Raw genomic sequence first — 26,802 nt, forward strand, 5'->3', positions numbered from 1 at the left:
GGGCATGCCCGATATTTTCGCTTCGGATCCGGTGTCGGGTGGCGAATGCAGGTTTTTGGGGTTCATGTGCCGAGCATCCAGTAGGCCGTGAGCACCAGTATCAGTGCCATGAAGCGGTTGAACCACAGCAGCCGTTGCCCGATAGCCAACCAGTTGCGCAGCAGTGCGCCGATGGAGGCGTAGAGCAGATTGCTCGAGAAAGCGAAGCCTGCCATCACCGGCAGCACGATGGCCAGTCGCTGCACGCCGTCGTCGCGGCCAATGATCCAGCTGCCGACGATGGTCAGCGCGAGCATCCAAGCCTTGATATTCACGAACTGCAGTGCCGCACCCTGCCAGAAACCAATATCCATGCGCGAGGCATCGGCTTCGGAGAGCTTTCCGCTGCCGCTGAGTTTGAAAGCCAGCCACAGGAGATAGGCGATGCCGACGATCTTCACGCCCCAGCGCAGTGCGGGCACCGCCAGCAGCACGGCACCGAGGCCGGCCGCGCAGAGCACCAGCAGCGCGCACCAGCCTACCGGCACCGCGCATACGAAGCGCAGCGCTGGACGAATGCCGCGATTGGCCGCCATTGCGGCCGAGAGCGTGGTGTTCGGGCCGGGCGTGAAGCTCATGGCCGAGGCGAGAACCAGCAGTGCGGTGAATTCGGCGAAGGGCATTGCAATTCGGGTGGATAGGGTGGCGTAGGATTCACTGTAGGATAAAAAACCATTACAGTTCCAATACAGTTTTCTCTACAAATGTAAGATCTGTACCGGTGGTCTTGCCAATACAGATTGGATACTCGTCACAGACTCATCGGACGCGCCCAGACGCTGTGGACCGTCCACACCGCATTACACCGCCATGGCCCTTACCCGCACACCCGATCAGACCCTTACCGATCAATTGGCGGAGCGCTTTGCCGAGCGCATCCGCACCCGGCTGTTGCCTGCGGGCGCCAAGCTGCCCTCGGTGCGCGCGTGCGCTCATCAGCAGGGGGTAAGCGCCTATACGGTGGTGGCCGCGTACGACAAGCTGCTCGCGCAGGGGCTGATTGATGCCCGCAGCCAGCGCGGGTTCTTTGTGCGGGACGTATTGCAGAAGACCTCGGCAGCATCGTCCGACTCGCAGACCGCGGTGGACGAGGGGTTAGTGGCGGCGGTGAATCCGGTCACGCCCCTCGGTGTGCGGCCTCCGCGTTCTTCAGGCTCGCTGATCAATGCCACCTCGCTGATGCGCGGCATGTTCTATCAGGCGTCGAACAAGCCGCAGCCTGGCTCGGGCGTGCTGCCGGTTCAGTGGTTGGAAGAGGCACGTTTCATGCCTGCGGCCGTGCGCAAGATCACCACCGTCAAGACGCTGCGTGCGGGCTCGCTCAGCTACGGTGAGCCGCTCGGTGATTCGGGGCTGCGCTCAGTGCTGGCGCAGCGGCTGGCGGACATCAACATCTCGGCGACGCCCAACCAGATCATGACGACCGTGGGCGCGACCCATGCGCTCGACATCGTGAGCCGCACGGTGCTCAAGGCGGGCGATCCGGTCATGGTGGAGGAGCCTGGTTGGTCGCTCGAATATGCGCGGCTCGACGCACTCGGCATGCGTGTGCTGCCGGTGCCGCGGGGGCCGGACGGGCCCGATCTCGAGGTGATGGCGCATTACTGCGAGACCTACGCGCCCAAGCTCTATGTGAGCGTGAGCGTGCTGCACAACCCCACTGGCTACAGCCTCTCGCCGGGCAGCGCGCATCAGATACTGCAATTGGCCGAGCGCTTCAATTTCTACATCGTCGAGGACGACACCTATGGCCACATCGCGCCTGCGCATGCCACGCGTCTCTCTAGCCTCGACGGACTGCAGCGCACCATCTACGTGAACGGCTTTGCCAAGATCCTCGCACCCAACTGGCGCATCGGCTATATCGCCACGCCGCCCGAGCTGGTCGACCGGCTGCTCGATACCAAGCTGTTGTCCACCCTGACCACGCCCAGCATTTTGGAGAAGGCATTGGCGCTGTGCATCGAGCAGGGCCAGTTGCGCCGCCATTCAGAACGCATGCGGCTGCGCATCGCCACGGCGCGCACGCGCAGCGTGCAGCTGGCGCTGGAGGCGGGCTGCACGTTCGTGGCCGAGCCCAGCGGCATGTTCGGCTGGGTGGAGACCGGTGTGGATACCGACATGCTCGCCCAGCGCATGCTAGATGAAGGCTACCTTATCGCACCGGGTGCGCTCTTTCACGCCACGCGCAGGCCTTGCACGCTCATGCGGATCAACTTCGCAAACACACTTGATCCACAGTTTTGGAAGGTCTGGAAGCGGGTCGTTTCGGAAAGCCAGCAGCGAAGCTGATTCCTTGGTGGTCGATTCCGAACGGATTCCGAAATTTTGTCAACAAAAAGCATTGAAAATAACAAATAGATTCATTTGGTTTATCTTCAGAACCGCGTGCGTTGATGGTCATGTCGTCGGTTGGCAGGAGCCGCTCGGAAGGTGAACGAGAAAATGGAATCCAGACAAGCCAGGAACGAAGACCTGTTTGTATTTACAGTTACGTCGCATCGATAATTTGCGATAGTGAGAAGTCGGTATCATCACATTTACATATTGAAATGCAGGCGGTACTGTCGCTAGCGATGTGCGCGCGTATGTGAGTCGACGCTGGCTCACTGCGGCGCAAGGTGGTGGCCCCAGCACATGGAGAAACAATGCAATCTACGCTGACTCGCTCTGGTGAACCTGCAGTCCCCGTTTCGGTGATGACGGTGGCCGAGCTGCAGGATTCGCTGTTGATGGTGATGCACGATCTCCATCGTCTGGAAGGACTGCTTGGCGACGCGACCGACAACCTGCTGCAGCGTTTTGGCGAGGCCAACGGCCTACTGAACGACGATGAAGTGGTGCAGTCCGAACGCCTTGAAAAGGCCCGCGTCGCGCTGCGCAGTGCGGTCACCGAACTGCAGTTTCACGATATGGCAACACAGTTGATCACCCACACCACCAAGGTTGTGCGCTCCTGTGCATTTCAGCTGGGTGCCGAGGCCATGGGCTCATCGGAAGAGGCTGCCGCACCGCTCGATGCGGCGCCAGCGCGCCCCAATCCGGTGACCCAAAGCGAAATGGCTGCGGGCTCCATTGAGCTGTTCTGATCGCAGGCCCGCGACACACGCCCCATTGCAAAAATAAAGTTAGATAAAGGTTCCACTCACATGCCATCCATTCTTGCAGTTGATGATTCGCCCTCCATGCGCAAAATGGTGTCGTTTACGTTGACCGGCGCGGGCTACCATGTCGTGGAGGCGGTGGATGGGCAGGACGCGCTCGAGAAGGCCGAGGGCCACGACATTGACCTGGTACTGGCCGACCAGAACATGCCGCGCCTGGACGGCATTGGCCTCACCCGCAAGCTGCGCGAGCATCCGAAGTTCAAGACCACGCCCATCCTGATCCTGACCACCGAGTCGAGCGAGCAGATGAAACAGGCGGGACGCGCCGCCGGAGCGACAGGATGGCTGGTCAAACCGTTCGATCCCAATCGCCTGATCGAAGTGATTCAGAAGGTTCTGCGCTGAGGCCGGGGCCGCAGCCTCACAGCAGCCCACTTGGAGAACAGCATGGCCGACACCCACCCAGAAGGCGCGGGCACGGGCGCCCCAGCGCCCTTCGATCTCAGTCAGTTCTACCAGATATTCTTTGACGAGGCGGCCGAGAACCTCGAGCAGATGGAGCACATGCTGCTGCATGTCGATCTGGCCAACGCCAATGACGAGCAGCTCAACGCCATCTTCCGCTGCGCGCATTCCATCAAGGGTGGCGCAGCGACGTTCGGCTTCACCGACATCGCAGAGCTCACGCACCATATGGAGTCGCTGCTCGATCGCGTGCGGCGGCGTGAACTGTCCCTGTCCCCCGATCTGGTCGATGTGCTGCTGGATGCAGCCGACTTGTCGCGCGAGCTGTTGACTCGGCATCAAGAGGGCGAAACCAGTGAGCCGCCATCCACAGCGGCGCTGGTGCGGCGCATCAGCGAGCTGGTGACAGGAAGCCTGCGTACGTCTGGCACGGAGGCTGGCGCAGTTGCCGCGTTCGCCGTGCAAGGTGTGCACAGCGCTCTGGAGCCCGCTTTGGGCAAAGGCACCTCACTTCCCCTGCGCCGACTGGCGCTGCGCATCGGTCCCATGCAGACCGCCGAAGCTGCGGACGAGGTGGCGGACCTTCTGTGCAGCATGCCCAATATGGTTCAGCTCGATGAGCTGCCGGTGCTGCAGGCCAACGTGCGTGCACTGGTGCTCGAGACCCACTTGACGGACGACGAACTGCGTGATCTGCTGGCCTTCCATCTGTCGGACGAGCAATTGGGGATTGATCAGGAAGAAATCATTGCCTCGGCGGATTCCGCCATGCATTCGGAAGCTGGGGAGTCGCAGCCTTCGGAGTTGATGGGCGATGAGTTCTTCGGGCTGTTCAGTGGTGCGCCGGGCTTGCCCGTCGAACTGCTGGTCGAGCCGGAAGTCAGTGCGACGAACATCGTTCCGCAGGGCAAGCCGACGGGCGGATTCGAGCACAAGATGAGTAGCGCCTCGCAAGTCGAGGCAGCCACGATCCGCGTGGCGGTGAACAAGGTCGATCAACTCATCAATCTAGTGGGCGAACTGGTGATCACGCAGGCCATGCTCGCACAAAACAGCCGTGATCTGGATTCGCGCCTGCATCAGCAATTGCTCTCTGGTCTGGCTGATCTGGAGCGCAACACGCGCGAGCTGCAGGAGTCGGTCATGTCGATCCGCATGATTCCGATGTCAGTAGTGTTCAACCGGTTTCCGCGCATGCTGCGCGATCTGGCCTTTAAGTGCGGCAAGAACGTTGAATTGGTCACGCAGGGCGAGTCGACCGAACTCGACAAGAGCATGGTCGAGAAGATCACCGACCCGCTCATGCATCTGGTGCGCAACAGTTGCGATCATGGCATCGAGACACCTGCGGAGCGCGTTGCTGTGGGCAAGCCCGAGCATGGAACGATTACCTTGTCTGCGGCCCATCAAGGCGGCTCGATCATGATCGAGGTGCATGATGACGGGCGCGGGCTGTCGCGCGAGAAGATTTTGCGCAAGGCGCGCGAACGTGGTATTCCGGTGACTGACGACATGAGCGACCAGGACGTATGGGCGCTGGCGTTCGAACCAGGTTTTTCGACGGCCGAAGTGGTGACCGACATCTCCGGTCGCGGTGTGGGCATGGACGTGGTCAAGCGCAGCATTGCGGCACTCGGAGGCAGTGTGGAGATCGACTCGGCAGAAGGCTACGGCACGCGGATTTCGGTGCGTTTGCCGCTGACGCTCGCGATCATGGACGGGATGTCGGTTGCCGTGGGCGATGAGGTCTACATCCTGCCGCTGTCCACGGTGGTTGAATCCTTCCAGGTTTCTGCGGACCATGTGAACACGGTGGCTCAGGGCACGCCGCTGGTGAAGGTGCGTGACGAATTCATGCCGGTGGTCGCGCTCGACAAGTTGTTCGATGTGCCGCGCAGCGTTGCGGCCTTGGCGCGCCATGCGGACATCATGGTTGTGGTGGAGGTGGAAGACAACCGAGTCGCGCTGCGTGTGGATGAACTGCTTGGGCAACATCAGGTGGTGGTCAAAAACCTCGAGACCAACTACCGCAAGATTCCCAACGTGTCCGGTGCCACCATCTTGGGAGATGGTTCCGTGGCGCTGATTCTGGATGCGACGGCCATCGTGCGCAGGGCGCGCAGTACGCGTTCGCTTGCGCGTGATCTGGGGGAACTGGTATGAACGGCGTGACTATGCAGTCTGTGGGCACAGCAGTGCAGGGCAGGGAATATCTCACCTTCCGCATTGCTGATGAGGAATACGGTATCGACATTCTCAAGGTGCGCGAGATCAGGCGCTACGAAGCACCGACGCGCATTGCGAGAACACCGGCGTTCATCAAGGGGGTGGTCAACCTGCGCGGCACCATCGTGCCCATCGTTGATTTGCGCATGAAGCTTCACCATGGCAGTGCACCGCATTACGGGGACTTCACAGTGGTGATCATCCTGAATCTGCTGGATCGGGTGGTGGGGGTGGTGGTCGATACGGTCAGTGATGTGCTGCGCCTGCAGGAGGACGACATCAGCAGCGTTCCTGAATTCGACAGCGCCATCGACCATGAATGCATCGAGGGGTTGGGCAGTGTGGCCCAGCGCATGCTGATCCTGCTTGACATCGAGAAACTGATGTCCAACGTGGACATGGGGCTGGTCCCCGCAGACGCGTGAGCACACCGGTGCAAGCCCCATGACATCAGCGTTCTCATCCCTGCACCCGGACGACCAGCGGGCCGCGCGTCGGCGCGGTTCCTCAGCGTCTACGGATCTGGCGGCGGACGGCCTACTGGATGGGGACATCGGCGAGCGTGAGTTTTTCTGGACGTCGGAAGACTTCGAGCGCATCCGTACGCTGATCCGTGCGCGGGCGGGGATTCATCTGCACAGTGGAAAACAGGCGATGGCTTACAGCCGCGTCGCAAGGCGGCTGCGGGACACCGGGCACAAGAGCTTTCACGACTATCTGAACTGGCTGGAGCAGCTAGAAGACAATGCGGAGTGGCAGGAGTTCGTGAACGTGCTGACCACGAATCTCACTGCCTTCTTTCGCGAGCCCCATCATTTTGAGTTGTTGTCCACGTGGTTCACGCAGCACCCGGATGGCCCTTGGCATGTGTGGAGCTGTGCGGCGTCGACGGGCGAAGAACCTTATTCCATTGTGATGACGGCACATGAGATGCTGGGCGCGCAGGCCTCACGTTTCAAGCTGATCGCCAGTGATATCGATTCGCGCGTTCTGGCGCGAGCGGCCGAAGGTGTCTTTCGCGCAGATCACCTCAAGGGGCTGAGCGAGGAACGGCTGCATCGGTTCTTTCTGCGCGGCACTGGCTCGAATTCCGGTCTGGTGCGAGTGCGTCCGCCCTTGCAACAGGCTGTCGATTTCCAGCAGATCAATCTGATCGATGCTGATTGGCCGTTCCAGTACCCGCTTGACGTGGTGTTCTGTCGCAATGTGATGATCTATTTCGACTCAGGGACGCAACGTCGTGTGCTCGAGCGATTGTATGGGGTGATGCGCCCCGGTGGCTTGCTGTTCGTGGGACATGCCGAACATTTCAGCGACGCACGAGACTTGTTCGTCCTGCGCGGAAAGACGGTGTACGAACGGCTATGAAATCCCGTTTTTTCATCATCGTGGATGTGACATCGAGGAACGCTTCATGAGCGCTGAAGTGGCGCAATCGATCCCACGCGCGCGTGGCCCGTTGGACGTGTCGTTGGAGCAGCTCAAGGCGCGTCCGGTGCCACCGGGACAGGCCGCATTCTTCTTTTTCGACAGTCATTTTCAGTACAACGCCGTCAAGGTGCTTCCGGGCGAATACTTCGTCACCAACGAGAACGTGATGCTGATCACCGTGCTCGGCTCCTGCATTTCGGCCTGTCTGTGGGACAGCCGTGCGGGGGTGGGGGGCATGAATCACTTCATGCTGCCTGTGGGGGATTCGACGGACCTGTCGGGGCGCTACGGCTCCTACGCGATGGAGTTGCTGATCAACGAGATGATGAAGCTGGGCGCGCGCCGTGAATACATGCAGGCCAAGATCTTTGGCGGGGCGCAGGTGATCCATGGGTTCACGAACATGAATGTGGGCGAACGCAATACAGAATTCGTGCGCGAATATTTGCGTACCGAGCGAATTCCTGTCGTGTCCGAAGACGTGCTCGACATTCACCCGCGCAAGGTCGTGTTCTTCGGTACGTCCGGCAAGGCGATGGTCAAGCGACTGGCCCACACGCACCCAGAGCAACTGGCGGCGCAGGAGGCGCGTGGCAATGCCGCGTCGGTGGTGCGCGCCACCCGCGGGGGGTCCGTGGATATCTTCGGACAGCGGAAGGGCTGAGCACATGTCAGAAAAATGTCGTGTACTGGTGGTTGATGATTCGGCGTTGGTAAGAAACCTGCTGAAGGAGATCATCAACCGTCAGGCGGACATGGAGTGCGTGGGGACCGCCAACGACGCGCTGGCGGCGCGCGAGATGATCCGCGATCTCAATCCCGATGTGGTCACGCTTGACGTGGAAATGCCGCACATGGACGGCATCGATTTTCTCGGCCGCCTGATGCGCTTGCGGCCCATGCCGGTGCTGATGATTTCAACCCTCACCGAGCACGGTGCGGAGGTCACGCTCCGGGCGCTCGAATTGGGGGCGGTAGACTTCGTCGCCAAACCGCGCCTGGGCATTGAAAACGGTCTGCTCGAACTGGCTCAGCAGATCGTCGAGAAGATCCGCATCGCCGCGCAAGCGCAGGTCAGGCGGCTTCCGTCGCTGTCGCTTGATTCGGTCAAGCGCCTGCGTGCGATTACGGGCCCCGCAAGCGAACGGCCGCTGCAGACAACGCAGCCGTTGCGAATTTCTTCACCATTGCTCAGCGACAAGCTGATCTGTATTGGCGCCTCGACGGGCGGAACCGAAGCCGTGCGTGAAGTACTGGCGTACATGCCAGCCGATGCGCCGCCCATCGTCATCGTGCAGCACATGCCGGCAGGTTTCACGGCGAGCTTTGCCGCGCGGCTCAATGAGCTCAGCACGGTGACGGTGACAGAGGCCCTGCATGGCGAACCGCTGTTGCCGGGGCATGCATACATTGCGCCCGGGGGCAAGCATTTTGCGGTGGCCCGGCGTGTGGGGCGCTACTTAGCGTCTATCTTCGACGGCGACACGGTCAATCGTCACAAGCCTTCCGTCGACGTGCTTTTCCGCTCGGCCGCTGTCGCTGCCGGCCCCAACGCCATTGGCGTCATGCTCACAGGCATGGGCAGTGATGGGGCATCTGCGATGCGGGTGATGAAAGAGGCGGGCAGCTACAACTTTGCTCAGGATCAGGCCAGTTGCGTGGTCTTTGGCATGCCACGGGAAGCCATCGCGCATGGTGCCGTGGATGCCGTCTTGCCTCTGCCGCAGATCGGACCGGCCGTGCTGGCACGGCTGCTCAAGGGCGTCGCGTCAGGCGCGCTGCTCGATGAGCCTCCGTATTGAGTCTTTCCAGCCGATCTGTGCGTCAGGCCGAGAGTTCGGACCAACGCTCCAGCGCGTGCATCAGCTGCTCTTCGATTTCGCCGTCGCGCGCATTCAGTGCTGCGGCGCGCGCTGCATCGCTTGAATACAGCGTACCGTCTGCCAGCGCGGTCTGAATCGATGTCTGTTCAACCTCCAGTGCCTCAATCTGAGCAGGCAACTGCTCCAATTCGCGCTGCTCCTTGTAGCTGAGCTTGCGCTTCTGCGCGGGAGCGCTGGCGGGCTTGTCGTTGCCGGGCGTGCTGACTTCTTCCTTGCGCGGGTCTTTCTTTGGGGTGGCGTCTGCTACGGCGAGATCGCGGCGGCGGCGTGACTGAGTCAGCCAGTCTTCTACGCTTCCCTCGTACTCGGTCCACACGCCAGCATCTTCGTAGGCGATGGTGCTGGTCACCACGTTGTCGAGAAACTGTCGGTCGTGGCTCACGAGGAACACGGTGCCGTCATAGGTCTGCAACAGTTCTTCGAGCAGTTCCAGCGTGTCGATGTCGAGGTCATTGGTTGGCTCGTCGAGAACCAGCACATTCGCAGGACGGGCGAACAGGCGTGCGAGCAGCAGTCGGTTGCGCTCGCCACCGGACAGCGAGCGCACAGGGGAGTGAGCGCGCGCGGGAGAGAACAGGAAGTCGCTCAGATAGCTCTTCACATGCTTGCGCTGGTTGCCGATCTCGATCCATTCGCTGCCGGGACTGATGAAGTCCTCGAGCGTTGCATCCAGATTGATGGATTGGCGCATCTGGTCGAAATAGGCGATCTGCAGATTGTTGCCGCGGCGCACGTTGCCGGTATCCGGCTCCAACTCGCCCAGAATCATGCGCAGCAGAGTCGTTTTTCCAGCGCCGTTCGGGCCGATCAGTCCGACCTTGTCACCACGCAGAATGGTGCCGGTGAAGTTGTTGACGATCTGCTTTTCGCCGAACGACAGACTCACGTCAGTCAGCTCGGCAATGATCTTGCCTTGGTAGCCGTTCTGGGAGCCCGAAGCGATATCCATGTTTACGCTGCCCAGCGCGTCGCGACGTGCTTCGCGGATGGCGCGCATGTTCTCGAGGCGGGTGATGCGGCCCTGAGCGCGTGTGCGGCGTGCTTCCACACCCTTGCGAATCCAGACTTCTTCCTGCGCCAGCAGCTTGTCGGCCTTGGCGTTGATGACAGCTTCCTGCGCAAGCTGTTCTTCCTTCTGCGTCACGTAGGCGGCGAAGTTGCCGGGATAAGAGCGCAGTTGTCCTCGGTCCAATTCCACGATGCGTGTCGCAACACGGTCAAGAAACGCCCGGTCATGGGTGATGGTGATGAGGCTACCCTTGAAATCGATCAGCAGATCCTCAAGCCATGTGATGGAGTCGAGGTCCAGATGGTTGGTGGGTTCATCAAGCAGCAGCACATCGGGCTTGGCAACGAGCGCGCGAGCCAGGGCGACACGCTTCTTTGTACCGCCGGACAGCGTGGAGATGCGCGCCGTCGCATCGAGATGCAATCGGTGCAGCGTTTCTTCCACGCGCTGCTCCCAGTTCCAACCATCATGTGCTTCGATTTTTGTTTGCAACGCATCCAGATCGACATCCGCAGCGCCCGAGAGATATTGCTCGCGCCAGACCACCACATTGCCCAGGCCTTCGGAAGCGACCTCGAAAATGGTGGCCTCGGGATTAAGGTCCGGCTCCTGCTCCACATAAGTGGAGCGCAGGCCCTGCTGGACATGCAGCTTGCCGTCGTCTGCCTTGGCCGTGCCGGCCAGAATTTTGAGCAGCGAGGATTTGCCTGCGCCGTTGCGGCCGATCAGGCCGACGCGCTCTGAGGTTTCCAGCGCAAAGTCTGCATGATCGAGCAGGGCAACATGGCCAAAAGCCAGTTGCGCATCTAGTAGTGTGATGAGTGCCATGGGACGGGATTATCCGCACTAGTGAGCGGCCCTCTATATATGGAGTCTATGTAGATCTCCGGGGAATGACTTTGCTCAGAGGGGCTGGCATGCCTGCGTTGGGGTGGATTTCGTAAGAAAACTATCAAACTTCCAAATTTCAGGGAAAACCCGGGCTACAATCACTCCATCGCTTCAACAAGCAGTCACATAACAAGCCGCCGAAAGGCATCTTGCAGGCGGCAAAAGATGCGGTTGAAGAAAGTTCTCAAAGTTCTCTGGCTGGTTCAAAAACCGGTATAGAATAGAGGGCTTCGCTACTAGGGGTGGTTGCCGGTAATCTGGTGATGCTCTGGGTGGCGGGGAAGAAGAAATCTTGGATTTCTTCTTCCGGGTCTCAGAATCCGGTGTAGAATACAAGGCTTCGCTGCTGATGACGGAAACGAAAACGGCGGCTGGTGGATGCGGGGTTTGACTGGTTATCTGGTCGGTCTGCAAAAACCACAAAGTTTGACAGGTCTTTAAAACGTGTTATAATTCAAGGCTTAGCTGATCACAGCGAGTCAAGCAAGACGAAGCGATTCGGATTGCGGTGGATCCTTAAAAATATACAGCCGATAAGCGTGGGCGTTTGATGGCGAATGCATAAGTTCTTCGGGACTAGTGCTTGTCACTACAAACGCTCATGCAAACAGTAAAATTGTAGGAAGATCATTTCTTCTTCAATTCCTATTTGTATTGAGCAAGTCGAGAGACTTTAAATTTCAAGATCGAACTGTAGAGTTTGATCCTGGCTCAGATTGAACGCTGGCGGCATGCCTTACACATGCAAGTCGAACGGTAACAGGTCTTCGGATGCTGACGAGTGGCGAACGGGTGAGTAATACATCGGAACGTGCCCGATCGTGGGGGATAACGAGGCGAAAGCTTTGCTAATACCGCATACGATCTACGGATGAAAGCAGGGGATCAGTAATGACCTTGCGCGGACGGAGCGGCCGATGGCAGATTAGGTAGTTGGTGGGATAAAAGCTTACCAAGCCGACGATCTGTAGCTGGTCTGAGAGGATGATCAGCCACACTGGGACTGAGACACGGCCCAGACTCCTACGGGAGGCAGCAGTGGGGAATTTTGGACAATGGGGGAAACCCTGATCCAGCCATGCCGCGTGCAGGATGAAGGCCTTCGGGTTGTAAACTGCTTTTGTACAGAACGAAAAGGTCGCTTCTAATAAAGGCGGCCCATGACGGTACTGTAAGAATAAGCACCGGCTAACTACGTGCCAGCAGCCGCGGTAATACGTAGGGTGCAAGCGTTAATCGGAATTACTGGGCGTAAAGCGTGCGCAGGCGGTTATGTAAGACAGATGTGAAATCCCCGGGCTCAACCTGGGAACTGCATTTGTGACTGCATAGCTTGAGTGCGGCAGAGGGGGATGGAATTCCGCGTGTAGCAGTGAAATGCGTAGATATGCGGAGGAACACCGATGGCGAAGGCAATCCCCTGGGCCTGCACTGACGCTCATGCACGAAAGCGTGGGGAGCAAACAGGATTAGATACCCTGGTAGTCCACGCCCTAAACGATGTCAACTGGTTGTTGGGAATTCACTTTCTCAGTAACGAAGCTAACGCGTGAAGTTGACCGCCTGGGGAGTACGGCCGCAAGGTTGAAACTCAAAGGAATTGACGGGGACCCGCACAAGCGGTGGATGATGTGGTTTAATTCGATGCAACGCGAAAAACCTTACCCACCTTTGACATGTCAAGAATTCCACAGAGATGAGGAAGTGCTCGAAAGAGAACTTGAACACAGGTGCTGCATGGCTGTCGTCAGCTCGTGTCGTGAGATGTTGGGTTAAGTCCCGCAACGAGCGCAACCCTTGTCATTAGTTGCTACATTCAGTTGGGCACTCTAATGAGACTGCCGGTGACAAACCGGAGGAAGGTGGGATGACGTCAAGTCCTCATGGCCCTTATAGGTGGGGCTACACACGTCATACAATGGCTGGTACAAAGGGTTGCCAACCCGCGAGGGGGAGCTAATCCCATAAAGCCAGTCGTAGTCCGGATCGCAGTCTGCAACTCGACTGCGTGAAGTCGGAATCGCTAGTAATCGTGGATCAGAATGTCACGGTGAATACGTTCCCGGGTCTTGTACACACCGCCCGTCACACCATGGGAGCGGGTCTCGCCAGAAGTAGGTAGCCTAACCGCAAGGAGGGCGCTTACCACGGCGGGGTTCGTGACTGGGGTGAAGTCGTAACAAGGTAGCCGTATCGGAAGGTGCGGCTGGATCACCTCCTTTCTGGAAAACAGCATTCAAGATTGAACGCCCACACTTATCGGTTGTTGGAACAAGCCAAGGCTGAGCAGCAGGACCTGTTGCTCTGGTTGAGGAATGGGTCTGTAGCTCAGCTGGTTAGAGCACCGTCTTGATAAGGCGGGGGTCGTTGGTTCGAGCCCAACTAGACCCACCAAACTCTTTATTGGAAGCGCCAACACTCTGGTCGAGGAAGAAATCCTGGGGATTAGCTCAGCTGGGAGAGCACCTGCTTTGCAAGCAGGGGGTCGTCGGTTCGATCCCGTCATCCTCCACCAACACTTATCAAGATAAAAAATCAACACCAAAGCAGTTTGGAGACAGACTGCTTTGTTGTTGACCCGGATTACCGGATCAATACGGCTGTTCTTTAAAAATTCATAGAGTCGAAATCAGCGTTGTTAGCGGAAAGCAGAAATTCGTAAAGGTTTTACTGCACCGTGCCGCTAGCAACAAATTTGATTGCGTCAAAACGAATAGACAATAACTTTGTTTAATTCAAGTAATGACGAATCGTTCTCAAAGCAGTGATCCAGAGATGGATTACAGCTAAGAAAATCATTCACATTACGGCATAACGCGTGAGGTGTGAGACCTCACAAAACAAGTCTGCGATCTGACAATTGGGTCATCTCGAAAGAGATGTCAAAGTTATAGGGTCAAGTGACTAAGAGCATATGGTGGATGCCTTGGCGATGATAGGCGACGAAAGACGTGATAGCCTGCGATAAGCTTCGGGGAGCTGGCAAATAAGCTTTGATCCGGAGGTCTCTGAATGGGGAAACCCACCCGCAAGGGTATCGCAACCTGAATACATAGGGTTGCGAGGCGAACCGAGTGAACTGAAACATCTAAGTAGCTCGAGGAAAAGACATCAACCGAGATTCCGATAGTAGTGGCGAGCGAATTCGGAAGAGCCTTGCAGTGATAGTCATTGGGTTAACAAAACGGCATGGAAAGGCCGACCATAGTGGGTGATAGTCCCGTATGTGAAAACCCAGTGGTGGTACTAGGCTGCAGATAAGTAGGGCGGGGCACGAGAAACCTTGTCTGAATATGGGGGGACCATCCTCCAAGGCTAAATACTCATCATCGACCGATAGTGAACAAGTACCGTGAGGGAAAGGCGAAAAGAACCCCGGGAGGGGAGTGAAATAGATCCTGAAACCGTATGCTTACAAAAAGTCGGAGCCTCGTAAGGGGTGACGGCGTACCTTTTGTATAATGGGTCAGCGACTTACATTCAGTGGCAAGCTTAACCGAATAGGGGAGGCGTAGGGAAACCGAGTCCGAACAGGGCGTTTTTAGTCGCTGGGTGTAGACCCGAAACCAAGTGATCTATCCATGGCCAGGATGAAGGTGCCGTAACAGGTACTGGAGGTCCGAACCGACTAGTGTTGCAAAACTAGCGGATGAGCTGTGGATAGGGGTGAAAGGCTAAACAAACTTGGAAATAGCTGGTTCTCTCCGAAAACTATTTAGGTAGTGCCTCAAGTATTACCTGCGGGGTAGAGCACTGTTTTGGCTAGGGGTCATGGCGACTTACCAAACCAAGGCAAACTCCGAATACTGCAGAGTACAGCTTGGGAGACAGAGCACCGGGTGCTAACGTCCGGACTCAAGAGGGAAACAACCCAGACCGCCAGCTAAGGTCCCTAAAATTGGCTAAGTGGGAAACGAAGTGGGAAGGCTAAAACAGTCAGGATGTTGGCTTAGAAGCAGCCATCATTTAAAGAAAGCGTAATAGCTCACTGATCGAGTCGTCCTGCGCGGAAGATGTAACGGGGCTAAGCCAGTTACCGAAGCTGCGGATGTGCAATTTATTGCACGTGGTAGGAGAGCGTTCTGTAAGCCTGTGAAGGTGTCTGGAGACGGATGCTGGAGGTATCAGAAGTGCGAATGCTGACATGAGTAGCGTTAAAGCGGGTGAAAAGCCCGCTCGCCGTAAGCGCAAGGTTTCCTACGCAACGTTCATCGGCGTAGGGTGAGTCGGCCCTAAGGCGAGGCAGAGATGCGTAGCTGATGGGAAACAGGTCAATATTCCTGTACCGATCAATAGTGCGATGTGGGGACGGAGAAGGTTAGCTCAGCCAACTGTTGGATATGTTGGTTCAAGCCTGTAGTCGTGCCCGGTAGGCAAATCCGCCGGGCTTAGATGAGGGGTGATAACGAGTGTGCTTGCACATGAAGTGAGTGATACCCTGCTTCCAGGAAAAGCCACTAAGCTTCAGCTATTGACGACCGTACCGCAAACCGACACTGGTGCGCGAGATGAGTATTCTAAGGCGCTTGAGAGAACTCAGGAGAAGGAACTCGGCAAATTGATACCGTAACTTCGGGAGAAGGTATGCCCCTAGTAGGTGAACTCGTACAGAGGGAGCTGAATGGGGTTGCAAAAAATCGGTGGCTGCGACTGTTTATTAAAAACACAGCACTCTGCAAACACGAAAGTGGACGTATAGGGTGTGACGCCTGCCCGGTGCTGGAAGATTAAATGATGGGGTGCAAGCTCTTGATTGAAGTCCCAGTAAACGGCGGCCGTAACTATAACGGTCCTAAGGTAGCGAAATTCCTTGTCGGGTAAGTTCCGACCTGCACGAATGGCGTAACGATGGCCACACTGTCTCCTCCTGAGACTCAGCGAAGTTGAAATGTTTGTGATGATGCAATCTCCCCGCGGAAAGACGGAAAGACCCCATGAACCTTTACTGTAGCTTTGTATTGGACTTTGAACAGATCTGTGTAGGATAGGTGGGAGGCTTTGAAGTGTGGTCGCTAGATCACATGGAGCCAACGTTGAAATACCACCCTGGTGTGTTTGAGGTTCTAACCTAGGTCCATTATCTGGACTGGGGACAGTGCATGGTAGGCAGTTTGACTGGGGCGGTCTCCTCCCAAAGTGTAACGGAGGAGTTCGAAGGTACGCTAGTTACGGTCGGACATCGTGACGATAGTGCAATGGCATAAGCGTGCTTAACTGCGAGACTGACAAGTCGAGCAGATGCGAAAGCAGGACATAGTGATCCGGTGGTTCTGTATGGAAGGGCCATCGCTCAACGGATAAAAGGTACTCTGGGGATAACAGGCTGATACCGCCCAAGAGTTCATATCGACGGCGGTGTTTGGCACCTCGATGTCGGCTCATCTCATCCTGGGGCTGTAGTCGGTCCCAAGGGTATGGCTGTTCGCCATTTAAAGAGGTACGTGAGCTGGGTTTAAAACGTCGTGAGACAGTTTGGTCCCTATCTTCCGTGGGCGCTGCAGATTTGAGGAAGCCTGCTCCTAGTACGAGAGGACCGGAGTGGACACACCTCTGGTGTACCTGTTGTCACGCCAGTGGCATCGCAGGGTAGCTATGTGTGGAAGAGATAACCGCTGAAAGCATCTAAGCGGGAAACTCGTTTCAAGATGAGATCTGCCGGGGCCTCGAGCCCCTGAAGGGTCGTTGTAGACCACGACGTTGATAGGCTGGGTGTGGAAGAGCAGTAATGCTTTAAGCTAACCAGTACTAATTGCCCGTGCGGCTTGACCCTATAACTTTGATAAATTCAAAGACTTGTAGTTATGCCAAGTACGCAATCAAATTAAGTTCAGTGAAACAGTCTGGACACAACCTCAGCTGATTGAGACTCTATGAATTCGTTGTGCAGACCATAAGTCTGCATGACACCCAGTTATGCCTGATGACCATAGCAAGTTGGTACCACTCCTTCCCATCCCGAACAGGACAGTGAAACGACTTCGCGCCGATGATAGTGCGGGTTCCCGTGTGAAAGTAGGTCATCGTCAGGCTCTTACAGCCCAAACCGCCCCTAGCTCTGATGAGTTAGGGGCGTTTTGCTTTTAGGAAATCGAATGTGGGAAAGCGCCTTGCTCACGCTCCTCAAACCCCACACTCGCTCCCAATACCTGCGGCAAAACTCACTGATTGCCCAAGCCTCCCCGTTCAGGCTCCTTGCCGCAAACGTCACCTGAAGAGGTAGGCTCGGCACTTCGCTGTGCTCGTGTCCGTGCTGGGGTCAAGCCGTGACAACTTGGCATCAAGAGGTGACAGATTCAACTATTGGTGCTGATTTGATTCGCGCTGGGATATATTGACGCTAACGTCAACTGACTTGGCCGCGCGTCCGTGCGGGGTCTCTTGCCTCTTCACAACAACTCCAATTCAATGGGTACGACTTACACCATCAGCGATCTCGCCAAAGAGTTCGATCTCACTACGCGTGCCATGCGCTTCTACGAGGACATGGGCTTGCTGAGTCCGGATCGCACGGGGCCTGGCGGGCGCAGTCGGGTCTACAGTCCGCGGGATCGCACGCGTCTCAAACTCACCTTGCGGGCCAAGCGGCTCGGGCTTTCGCTGACCGAGGCCAAGGAGATCATCGATCTGTATGACAGCCCGCGTGACACGGGCAATCAGCTGCGCAAGTTTCTGGAGGTGCTGGGCCAGCATCGCAAGCAGCTCGAAGCGCAGATGACGGATCTGCAGGCGAATCTCGATGAGATCTGTGAGCACGAAAAAGAAGCCGTAGCGCATCTGCATCGCCTTGAATCTGACACGAAAAATAAGTGATAATTGACGTTTACGTAAACGTCATATGTGTGTTTCGCATCCTGCCAAGAGCGGGATGAAGCAGTGAGCGGGCTTTTAGCAGCCAGCTCGCACAATCTGTTGAGCACCCGTCTGTAGTTCTACTTTCCAATCTCTCGGAGACAAACCATGAGTCTTGCCAATCTGCCCGGTCTGAATTTTCAACTCGGCGAAGACATCGACGCGCTGCGCGATGCCGTTCGCGAGTTTGCACAGGCGGAAATCGCGCCGCGCGCCGCTGAAGTTGATCGCACGGACCAGTTCCCGATGGACCTGTGGCGCAAGTTTGGCGAGTTGGGCGTACTGGGTATCACGGTTTCCGAGCAGTACGGCGGCGCCAACATGGGCTACCTCGCGCACATGATCGCGATGGAAGAAATTTCGCGTGCGAGCGCGTCTATTGGTCTGTCGTACGGCGCGCATTCCAATCTGTGCGTGAATCAGATCAATCGCAATGGCAACGAGGCGCAGAAGGCCAAGTACCTGCCCAAGCTGATCAGCGGCGAGCACGTCGGTGCGCTGGCAATGAGCGAGCCCGGTGCCGGTTCCGACGTGATCAGCATGAAGCTCAAGGCCGAGGACAAGGGCGGCTACTACCTGCTCAACGGCACGAAGATGTGGATCACCAATGGTCCCGATGCCGACACGCTGGTAGTCTATGCCAAGTCGGAGCCCGAACTCGGCGCGCGTGGCGTCACCGCCTTTCTTATTGAAAAGGGCATGAAGGGTTTCTCGATTGCACAGAAGCTCGACAAGCTGGGCATGCGCGGCAGCCATACCGGTGAGCTGGTGTTCGAGAACGTGGAAGTGCCAGCCGAGAACGTGCTCGGCCAGGTGAACGGCGGTGCCAAGGTGCTCATGAGCGGTCTCGATTACGAGCGCGCCGTGCTGACTGGTGGCCCGCTGGGCATCATGCAGTCGGTGATGGACAACGTGATTCCCTACATCCACGACCGCAAGCAGTTCGGCCAGAGCATCGGTGAGTTCCAACTCATCCAGGGCAAGGTCGCCGACATGTACACCGTGCTGCAAGCGGGCCGCTCTTTTGCCTATACGGTCGCCAAAAACCTCGATCTGCTCGGAACCGACCATGTTCGCCAGGTACGCAAGGACTGCGCGAGCGTCATTCTGTGGACCGCCGAGAAGGCGACCTGGATGGCCGGCGAAGGCGTGCAAATCTATGGCGGCAATGGGTATATCAACGAATACCCGCTCGGTCGTTTGTGGCGAGATGCGAAACTCTATGAAATCGGCGCAGGCACGAGCGAGATTCGCCGCATGCTGATCGGCCGCGAGCTGTTTGCAGAAACCTGCTGATGGCCGCGTGACCGGAGCGGCTGCGCCATTGTCGTCAACCAGATAAAAAGGATTGCCCTATGAGCACAACCTCCATCGAACAGCTGTTTGTCCACAACCGTGAGTGGGCCGCACAGGTGGAGCGTGACAAGCCCGGTTTCTTCACCGGGTTGATGGCGCAGCAGAAACCCAAGTACATGTGGATTGGCTGCTCCGACAGTCGCGTTCCCGCCAACCAGATTTCGGGTCTGGAGCCCGGCGAGGTGTTCGTACACCGCAATGTGGCGAACGTGGTGGTGCCGAGCGATCTGAACTGCCTGTCCACCATTCAGTACTCCGTGGATCACCTCAAGGTCGAACACCTGATGGTCGTGGGCCACTATGGCTGCGGCGGTGTGCTGGCCGCGCTGGAAGGGCTGCGTCTCGGTCTGGTGGACAACTGGACACGCCACGTGCGCGACATCCGCGACAAGCACATCAAGCTGCTCGAATCGATCTCTCCACAGTTTCGCCATGACGCACTGTGCGAGCTCAACGCCATCGAGCAGGTCGTCAACGTGGCCCAGTCCACGGTGATGCAGGATGCTTGGGCACGCGGCCAGAAGGTCACGCTGCACGGTTGGTGCTACAGCCTCAAGAACGGCCTCATCACCAATCTCGAGATGACGGTGCCCGGCGTGGGCGGGCTCGAAGAAGTCCACGCCGCCGCCGTCGAGCAGGTCGCAAACCGCAAGCGCGACTGATCGCCGCGCACGCAGCGGTTCCAGTTTTTTCGTCTTCTTTCCTTCCATCATCGCCGCCCGCACGCGGGCAAAGGCACCCACCCATGTTTCCGCAACGTCTGGATGCCCCGCAGGCCTACGACATCGCGAAGGCGATGATGGACGGCTTCAACCGGCACTACAAACTGTTCCGCGCCGAATCGGCACGGGCCAAGCACCGCTTTGAAACGCAGGACTGGCACGGTCAGCAGCGCGCGCAGCGTGAGCGCATCGAGTTCTACGACCTGCGCGTGAAGGAGTGCGTGATGCGGCTCGACAAGGAGTTCGCGGCCGGAACGCAATCCATGAGCGTGTGGCAGCAGGTGAAGCTGCACTACATCGGGCTCATGGTCGAGCATCTGCAGCCCGAGCTGGCCGAGACCTTCTTCAACTCGGTCACCACCAAGATCCTGCACCGTACGCACTTCCAGAACGACTTCATTTTCGTGCGCCCCGCCGTGAGCACGGAGTATCTGGAAAGCCGCGCGCCTGGTGCGCTGCCGACTTACCGCGCCTACTACCCCCAGACGCTCGAGCGCCTGCCGACGGCGCTCCACGAACTGTTCGAGCAGTTGAACCTGCAATGCGCCTATGACGATCTGGCACGTGACATCGAACTGCTTTCCGAACGCATCGAAAGACGCCTTGACGGCCTCACGCTGCGCGCGAATTTCCAGATCCAGGTGCTCTCCAATCTGTTTTACCGGAACAAGGGCGCGTACCTCGTCGGCAAGATCATCACCGGCTATACCGAGTTGGCGTTCTCCGTGCCCATTCTGCACAACGGCGAGGGTAAACTGCTGCTGCACGCCGCGCTGTTCGGTGAGGACGACATGCACGGACTGTTCAGCTTCGCGCGCGCTTACTTCATGGTCGACATGGAGGTGCCGAGCGCCTACGTGCAGTTCCTGCGCACGCTCATGCCGCGCAAGCCGCGCTCCGATCTGTACACCGCGCTTGGGTTGGGAAAGCAGGGCAAGACGCTGTTCTACCGCGACTTTCTGCACCACCTGCGCTATTCGAGCGACAAGTTCCGCATCGCGCCCGGCATCAAGGGCATGGTCATGCTGGTGTTCGACCTGCCGAGCTTCCCCTATGTGTTCAAGCTCATCAAGGACCACTTTCCGCACCAGAAGGAAACCACGCGCGAGCAGGTCAAGGGCAAGTATCTGCTGGTCAAGCAGCACGACCGCGTGGGCCGCATGGCGGACACGCTCGAGTACAGCCTCGTCGCGTTTCCGCGCGACCGCTTTTCGGACGAACTGATCGAGGAAATCCAGAAGTTCGCGCCGAGCCAGCTCGAGATCAGTGACCGCGATGGCGATGGCCAGCAGGAGGTCATCATCAGTCACCTCTACATCGAGCGTCGCCTCGTGCCGCTCAACATCCATCTGCAGGAATGTTTCGACAAGGGCGTCGCCGATCCCGAGGCGCACCGCAGCCTCTCGCGCGCCGTGGTCGAGTACGGCAACGCCATCAAGGATCTGGTTGCGGCCAACATCTTTCCGGGCGACATGCTGTGGAAGAACTTCGGCATCACGCGCAACGGCAAGGTCGTTTTCTACGATTACGACGAGATCGAATACCTCACCGACTGCAACTTCCGCCGCGTGCCCGAGCCGCGCAACGAAGAGGACGAGATGTCCGGCGAGATCTGGTACACGGTGCGTCCGCACGACGTGTTTCCCGAAACCTTCGGCCCGTTCCTGCTCGGCAACGATGCCGTGCGCGAGGTCTTCATGCGCCACCACGCCGACTTGCTTGATGCGCAGTTCTGGCAGTCGCACAAAGAGCGCATACAGGCGGGTCACATGCTTGACGTGTTTCCCTACGACAACGACCGGCGTCTGCATGAGCGCAGTGCGCCGACGCGCGAGCAGGAAGCCGCGCCGTAGTCCCCACAGTCGCCCATCCTTTCTTATCCATTCCAACAGCCGATTCATTCAAGGAGATTCACATGAGCCAACAACACAGCGATCCCGTCGTCATCGTCAGCGCTGCACGCACACCGATGGGCGCCTTCCAGGGTGACTTCGCCGAGCTGTCCGCCAACGATCTGGGTGGCGCGGCCATCAAGGCAGCGGTCGAGCGCGCAGGCATCAAGGCCGAGCTGGTGGAAGAGGTTCTGTTCGGCAACTGCCTGATGGCGGGTCAGGGCCAGGCGCCCGCGCGTCAGGCGGGCTTCAAGGGCGGTCTGCCGCAAAGCTCGGGCGCAGTGACGCTCTCCAAGATGTGCGGTGCGGGCATGGAGGCTACGATCCTCGCGCACGACCAGCTGATCGCGGGCAGCCGCGAGGTGATGGTCGCGGGTGGTATGGAAAGCATGACCAACGCACCCTACCTGCTCAAAAAGGCGCGCGGCGGCTACCGCATGGGCCATGACAAGATCTTTGATCACATGATGCTCGACGGTCTGGAAGACGCCTACGAGCCGGGCCGATCGATGGGTACTTTCGGCGAAGACTGCGCCGCCAAATACCACTTCACGCGCGAGCAGCAGGACGAGTTCGCGATTGCCAGCGTCAAGCGCGCGCAGGCCGCCACCGAGAGCGGCGCGTTCAAGGCCGAGATCACGCCCGTCACCGTCAAGACCCGCAAGGGCGACGTCACGGTGAGCGTGGACGAAGGCCCGGCCAAGGCCAAGCTCGACAAGATCACCAGCTTGAAGCCCGCGTTCAAGAAGGACGGCACGATCACCGCCGCTTCCAGCTCCAGCATCAACGACGGCGCGGCCGCGATGGTGCTGATGCGCGAATCCACCGCCAAGCAACTGGGCTGCAAGCCGCTCGCGCGCATCGTCTCGCACGGCACGCACGCGCAGGCTCCCGAATGGTTCACCACCGCTCCCGTTGGCGCGACCGAGAAGGCGCTCAAGAAGGCCGGTTGGAAGGTCGAGGACGTCGACCTGTGGGAAGTGAACGAGGCCTTCGCCGTGGTGCCGATGGCGCTGATGAAGGAACTCAACGTGTCGCACGACAAGGTCAACGTGAACGGCGGCGCATGCGCACTCGGCCACCCCATCGGCGCGAGCGGCGCGCGCATCATCGTCACGCTGATCCACGCCCTGCAGACACGCGGCAAGAAGAAGGGCGTCGCCACGCTGTGTATCGGCGGCGGCGAAGGCACGGCGATGGCCATCGAGCTGGTCTGAGTTCGCGCACTCTAGGGGCTTGAAGGGGCACCGCCCCTTTGCCTTACAGTGAGCCCATGTGCAACGAGGCCGCGCGTCCCACGTTCGGCCCATTCAGCAGGAGAGACGCATGAGCCAAGACCTACCGGACAACGACGAATCCGTGAGCGCCGAACCGCTCACCGCGCAGCAGATAGAGGCCTTTTGGCAAGACTTCTCGGCGCAGCTCAGTGCGCTCGAAGCGTTGCCGTCGCGTGAATTCGTCGAGCGCGCGCACGAGATCCTTGTGCCCCATGCGCCCGATCTGGCGCTGGAACTCGAAGGCAATCCCAAGGAGTCCGGCGCGCGAATCGTCGTGACCGCGCATGGCAACATCGCGCAGTTTGAGAATGTGCAGGCGCTGGTGCGCGGCGCACCGCGCTTCGAGCACTACGCCGTGCACGCGTTCCGCAGCCGTTCGCTGGGCCAGGATTTCGCGATGCACATGAACGACTTCGAGCTCTCGTGCTCGGACGTGCTGGTCGCGCACTATGACGCGGGTGGCATTGTCGGACTGGAGCTGGCGTTCGAGAAGATCATTCCGCAGGACATGGTCGATCACGCGCGCCACATGGCCTTCATCATGCTCGACCATGTACTCGGCGAATGGGATTTTTCCGTGCGCGTCGGTCCCGTGGAATTCGTCGATGGTTTCTCGGACAACGTCGCGGGCGCCGAGCCGCTATCGGTTTTTCCGGCGATTTTCGATGCCTTTCAACGCGATGAGCTGGGGCGCAGCTATGAATTTCCGCGTCAGGAAGACGACTGCTGGATCTCGCTGGAAGTGCGCCCGCGCGAAGCCAGCGATGAGGATCCACCGGACATCCTGAGCTTTCACGATTCAGCCAATGCGGTCGCCACGCGCGCCGATCTGTCGCACTTTCTGCTCTGGCGTCTACCGTTCGCAAGCCAGGAGGAACTCGACGCCGTGCGCGATGCGCAGGACGCACTCGATGCGGCCCTTACACAGCACCAGCGCGGCATTCTCGCGTTCTCTCGCGTGGAGAACATGAGCACGCGCGCCGCTGCTTTCTATGTGGACGACGCGGCGCACGCCAGCGCGCTCGCGAAGCAGCTCGGCGCGCAGCACACCCCGGACCAGCCCGGCGAGATCGAGGTGAGCTACGACCCGTCATGGCGCGAGTTTCTCGGACTTTATGGCGCGATCCACGCCAGTCGTTCGGGCGACGGATCGGACGAAGGAGACGGCCAGTGATCACGACGCTTGAACAACTGCGGACGATCTACGCGCAACCGGCAGAGCGCGCGGTGAAAAAGCAGCTCGACCACCTCGACGCGTACTGCCAGCACATCATCGCGCTGTCACCGTTCTGCGTGATCGCGACGGCGGGCGAGGGTGGCGCGCTGCTCGACGCCTCGCCGCGCGGCGGCCCCAAGGGTTTCGTCAAATGCGTGGATGAAAAGCATTTGCTGGTGCCCGATGCGGGCGGCAACAACCGGCTGGATTCGCTCTCGAACCTGTTGCGCGATCCGCGCATTGCGCTGCTGTTCTTCGTGCCCGGAGTGGATGAGACGCTGCGGGTGAACGGCACGGCGCAATTGCGCGACGAGCCCGAATTCATCCTGCGATTCGAGGGTGATCGACAACTGCCCAAGCTAGTGATCGAAGTGCGCGTGCAGGAGGTCTATCTGCACTGCGCCAAGGCATTGATGCGCTCGAAACTCTGGGACGCCGATGCGCAGATCGCACGCAGCGAACTGCCGACGCTCAACGAAATCATTCAGGCGCAGATGGGATCGAGCGTCGTGCCCGAGCCGCAGGCCGACATGGTCCGGCGTTATCAGCAGCAGATCACGGACGAACAAGGAGCGCGTTGATCATGTCTTCCACAGTCTTGGTGATTGGAGCGTCGCGCGGCATCGGTCTCGAATTCGTGCGCCAGTACCGCGATGCGGGCCACCGTGTGATCGCCACCGTGCGTGACGAGCCCGCGCGAGAGCGGGTGCTCGCGCTGGGCGCGGAGGTGCATCTGATCGATGTGGCTCAACCCGCGAGTGTCAGCGGGCTGGCGTGGCTGCTTGACGGCGTGAGGATCGACATCGCAATCTATGTGGCGGGTGTGATCCGCAGGCCTAATGCGCTCACACCGCCCACGCAGGAGGATTTCGATGCCGTCATGCACACCAATGTGCTTGGCGCGATGCAGGTGTTGCCGCAGATCGCGCCGATGGTGGAAGAGGCCAGTGGCGTGTTGGCGTTCCTGTCAAGCTCGATGTCGCAGATCGGCAGCGTGGAGGACAGTGAGTCGTGGATCTACCGTGCTAGCAAGGCCGCGCTCAACATGGCAGTGGCCGCGGCGCAGAACGACTACCCGCGCGCTACGCTCGTCACCATCGATCCCGGCTGGGTGCAGACCGACATGGGTGGCACAGGCGCGCCCGTGCAGATCGACAACAGCGTGAGCGGCATGCGCAGCGTGCTCGCGTCGCTCACGCCCGAAGACAAGGGCCAGCTGCTGCACTACGACGGACGTCGTGCAGCGCACTGGTGAACTGCTTTTTAAATTTTCCGTCACCCGACAAGACTACAGAGACAAACAAGATGCTGCTCACAGAAGACCAGGAAATGATTCGCGACGCCGTGCGCCAGTTTGCGCAGGAAGAGCTGTGGCCGAACGCCGCGCGTTGGGACAAGGAGCATGTCTTCCCGCGCGAAGTGCACAAGGGCCTGGCCGATCTGGGCGTCTATGGCATCTGCGTGCCTGAAGAGCACGGCGGCGCGGGCCTGAACTATCTCTCGCTCGCGCTGGTGCTCGAAGAGATCGCGGCGGGTGATGGCGGAACGAGCACGGTGATCAGCGTGACCAATTGCCCGGTCAACGCCATCCTCATGAAGTACGGCAACGCGGCGCAGAAGAAGCAGTGGCTCGAGCCACTGGCGCGCGGCGACATGCTCGGCGCGTTCTGCCTGACCGAGCCGCATGTGGGGTCGGACGCGTCGTCGCTGCGCACCACGGCGGTCAAGCAGGGTGATGAATACGTGATCAACGGCGTCAAGCAGTTCATCACCAGCGGCAAGAATGGCCATGTCGCCATAGTCATCGCGGTGACCGACAAGGGTGCGGGCAAGAAGGGCATGAGCGCGTTTCTCGTGCCGACGAATGCTCCGGGCTATGTGGTGGCGCGCCTCGAAGACAAGCTCGGCCAGCACAGCAGCGACACCGCGCAGATCAACTTCGACGACTGCCGCATCCCGGCCGAGAACCTGATCGGTGCGGAGGGCGAGGGCTACAAGATCGCGCTCGGCGGCCTTGAGGGCGGGCGCATCGGCATCGCCGCACAGAGCGTGGGCATGGCGCGCAGCGCGTTCGAGTTTGCGCTGCAGTACAGCAAGGAGCGCGAGAGCTTCGGCACCGCCATCTTCAACCACCAGGCCGTGGGCTTTCGCCTCGCCGACTGCGCGGTGCAGATCGAGGCGGCACGCCAGCTGATCTGGCACGCCGCCAGCCTGCGCGATGCCAATCGCCCTTGCTTGAAGGAGGCCGCGATGGCCAAGCTCTTTGCCAGCGAGATGGCCGAGCGCGTCTGCAGCGCCGCGATCCAGACGCTGGGTGGCTATGGCGTGGTCAACGATTTTCCGGTCGAGCGTATCTACCGCGACGTGCGCGTCTGCCAGATCTACGAGGGCACGAGCGACGTGCAGAAGATCATCATCCAGCGCGCGCTGGCCTGATCG

At 59.0% G+C, this 26,802-nt stretch carries 19 protein-coding genes, 1 tRNA gene and 3 rRNA genes; 21 read left to right on the forward strand and 2 right to left on the reverse strand.

Annotated elements, in window-relative coordinates; genetic code table 11:
• Positions 1-62: 62 nt before the first annotated feature.
• Complete coding sequence (locus tag G7047_RS27320; protein ID WP_166311441.1) at positions 63-662, reverse strand: LysE family translocator; 600 nt, start codon at positions 660-662, stop codon at positions 63-65.
• Positions 663-849: 187 nt separating this feature from the next.
• Here G7047_RS27320 and G7047_RS27325 point away from each other — a divergent pair, with 187 nt between their 5' ends.
• From G7047_RS27325 to G7047_RS27360, 8 genes are all read left to right on the forward strand, one after another.
• Positions 850-2,331 carry a PLP-dependent aminotransferase family protein gene (locus G7047_RS27325; protein ID WP_166311442.1) on the forward strand — a complete coding sequence of 494 codons (1,482 nt, stop codon included), beginning with the start codon at positions 850-852 and terminating at the stop codon, positions 2,329-2,331.
• Between the two features lie 356 nt (positions 2,332-2,687).
• Positions 2,688-3,128 carry a hypothetical protein gene (locus G7047_RS27330; protein ID WP_166311443.1) on the forward strand — a complete coding sequence of 147 codons (441 nt, stop codon included), beginning with the start codon at positions 2,688-2,690 and terminating at the stop codon, positions 3,126-3,128.
• 60 nt (positions 3,129-3,188) lie between these two features.
• Positions 3,189-3,551, forward strand: coding sequence for a response regulator (locus G7047_RS27335; protein WP_166311444.1), 363 nt, complete (start codon positions 3,189-3,191; stop codon positions 3,549-3,551).
• Positions 3,552-3,593: 42 nt separating this feature from the next.
• Positions 3,594-5,774, forward strand: coding sequence for a chemotaxis protein CheW (locus G7047_RS27340; protein ID WP_166311445.1), 2,181 nt, complete (start codon positions 3,594-3,596; stop codon positions 5,772-5,774).
• On the forward strand, positions 5,771-6,262 hold the full coding sequence (locus G7047_RS27345) for a chemotaxis protein CheW (protein WP_166311446.1): 492 nt from the start codon (positions 5,771-5,773) through the stop codon (positions 6,260-6,262). The genes G7047_RS27340 and G7047_RS27345 overlap by 4 nt, the downstream gene beginning before the upstream one ends.
• Before the next feature lie 19 nt (positions 6,263-6,281).
• Complete coding sequence (locus G7047_RS27350) at positions 6,282-7,205, forward strand: CheR family methyltransferase (RefSeq protein WP_166311447.1); 924 nt, start codon at positions 6,282-6,284, stop codon at positions 7,203-7,205.
• A gap of 46 nt (positions 7,206-7,251) precedes the next feature.
• The gene (gene cheD / locus G7047_RS27355; protein ID WP_166311448.1) at positions 7,252-7,932 is read left to right on the forward strand and encodes a chemoreceptor glutamine deamidase CheD; all 681 of its coding nucleotides are present in this window, start codon (positions 7,252-7,254) and stop codon (positions 7,930-7,932) included.
• A gap of 4 nt (positions 7,933-7,936) precedes the next feature.
• Positions 7,937-9,070 carry a chemotaxis response regulator protein-glutamate methylesterase gene (locus G7047_RS27360; RefSeq protein WP_166311449.1) on the forward strand — a complete coding sequence of 378 codons (1,134 nt, stop codon included), beginning with the start codon at positions 7,937-7,939 and terminating at the stop codon, positions 9,068-9,070.
• A gap of 22 nt (positions 9,071-9,092) precedes the next feature.
• Here the strand turns inward: G7047_RS27360 and G7047_RS27365 are convergent, their stop codons facing one another.
• Positions 9,093-10,988 carry an ATP-binding cassette domain-containing protein gene (locus G7047_RS27365; protein WP_166311450.1) on the reverse strand — a complete coding sequence of 632 codons (1,896 nt, stop codon included), beginning with the start codon at positions 10,986-10,988 and terminating at the stop codon, positions 9,093-9,095.
• A gap of 751 nt (positions 10,989-11,739) precedes the next feature.
• Between G7047_RS27365 and G7047_RS27370 the strand changes: the two genes are divergently transcribed.
• The 13 genes from G7047_RS27370 (at position 11,740) to G7047_RS27430 (ending at position 26,799) form a co-directional block, all read left to right on the forward strand.
• Positions 11,740-13,273, forward strand: a 16S ribosomal RNA gene (locus G7047_RS27370).
• A 95-nt stretch (positions 13,274-13,368) separates the two neighbouring features.
• Positions 13,369-13,445: transfer RNA gene (locus tag G7047_RS27375), tRNA-Ile, on the forward strand.
• A gap of 500 nt (positions 13,446-13,945) precedes the next feature.
• Positions 13,946-16,821, forward strand: a 23S ribosomal RNA gene (locus G7047_RS27380).
• Positions 16,822-16,967: 146 nt separating this feature from the next.
• A 5S ribosomal RNA gene (gene rrf, locus G7047_RS27385) occupies positions 16,968-17,080 on the forward strand.
• The 16S, 23S and 5S rRNA genes sit together here with 1 tRNA gene alongside, the layout of an rRNA operon.
• A gap of 376 nt (positions 17,081-17,456) precedes the next feature.
• Entirely contained in the window at positions 17,457-17,861 is a 405-nt protein-coding gene (locus G7047_RS27390; protein WP_166311451.1) for a MerR family DNA-binding transcriptional regulator, read from the forward strand.
• 147 nt (positions 17,862-18,008) lie between these two features.
• Complete coding sequence (locus tag G7047_RS27395; RefSeq protein WP_166311452.1) at positions 18,009-19,196, forward strand: isovaleryl-CoA dehydrogenase; 1,188 nt, start codon at positions 18,009-18,011, stop codon at positions 19,194-19,196.
• Positions 19,197-19,255: 59 nt separating this feature from the next.
• Positions 19,256-19,918 (forward strand): carbonate dehydratase, encoded by a 663-nt coding sequence (gene can / locus G7047_RS27400; RefSeq protein WP_166311453.1) that lies wholly within the window; start codon positions 19,256-19,258, stop codon positions 19,916-19,918.
• 83 nt (positions 19,919-20,001) lie between these two features.
• Complete coding sequence (aceK, locus tag G7047_RS27405) at positions 20,002-21,831, forward strand: bifunctional isocitrate dehydrogenase kinase/phosphatase (protein WP_166311454.1); 1,830 nt, start codon at positions 20,002-20,004, stop codon at positions 21,829-21,831.
• Positions 21,832-21,893: 62 nt separating this feature from the next.
• Positions 21,894-23,087, forward strand: a complete 1,194-nt coding sequence (locus tag G7047_RS27410) for an acetyl-CoA C-acyltransferase (protein ID WP_166311455.1) — start codon at positions 21,894-21,896, stop codon at positions 23,085-23,087.
• Between the two features lie 109 nt (positions 23,088-23,196).
• Positions 23,197-24,321 (forward strand): DUF695 domain-containing protein, encoded by a 1,125-nt coding sequence (locus tag G7047_RS27415; protein WP_166311456.1) that lies wholly within the window; start codon positions 23,197-23,199, stop codon positions 24,319-24,321.
• On the forward strand, positions 24,318-24,944 hold the full coding sequence (locus tag G7047_RS27420; RefSeq protein ID WP_166311457.1) for a pyridoxamine 5'-phosphate oxidase family protein: 627 nt from the start codon (positions 24,318-24,320) through the stop codon (positions 24,942-24,944). Before G7047_RS27415 ends, G7047_RS27420 begins: the two co-directional genes overlap by 4 nt.
• Positions 24,945-24,946: 2 nt before the next feature.
• On the forward strand, positions 24,947-25,618 hold the full coding sequence (locus tag G7047_RS27425; protein WP_166311458.1) for an SDR family oxidoreductase: 672 nt from the start codon (positions 24,947-24,949) through the stop codon (positions 25,616-25,618).
• Positions 25,619-25,668: 50 nt separating this feature from the next.
• A complete protein-coding gene (locus G7047_RS27430) occupies positions 25,669-26,799 on the forward strand; it encodes an acyl-CoA dehydrogenase family protein (RefSeq protein WP_166311459.1) in 1,131 nt (376 codons plus the stop codon).
• The last annotated feature ends 3 nt before the right edge of the window (positions 26,800-26,802 follow it).

The organism is Diaphorobacter sp. HDW4A (assembly GCF_011305995.1).
GTDB lineage: Bacteria > Pseudomonadota > Gammaproteobacteria > Burkholderiales > Burkholderiaceae_C > Diaphorobacter_A.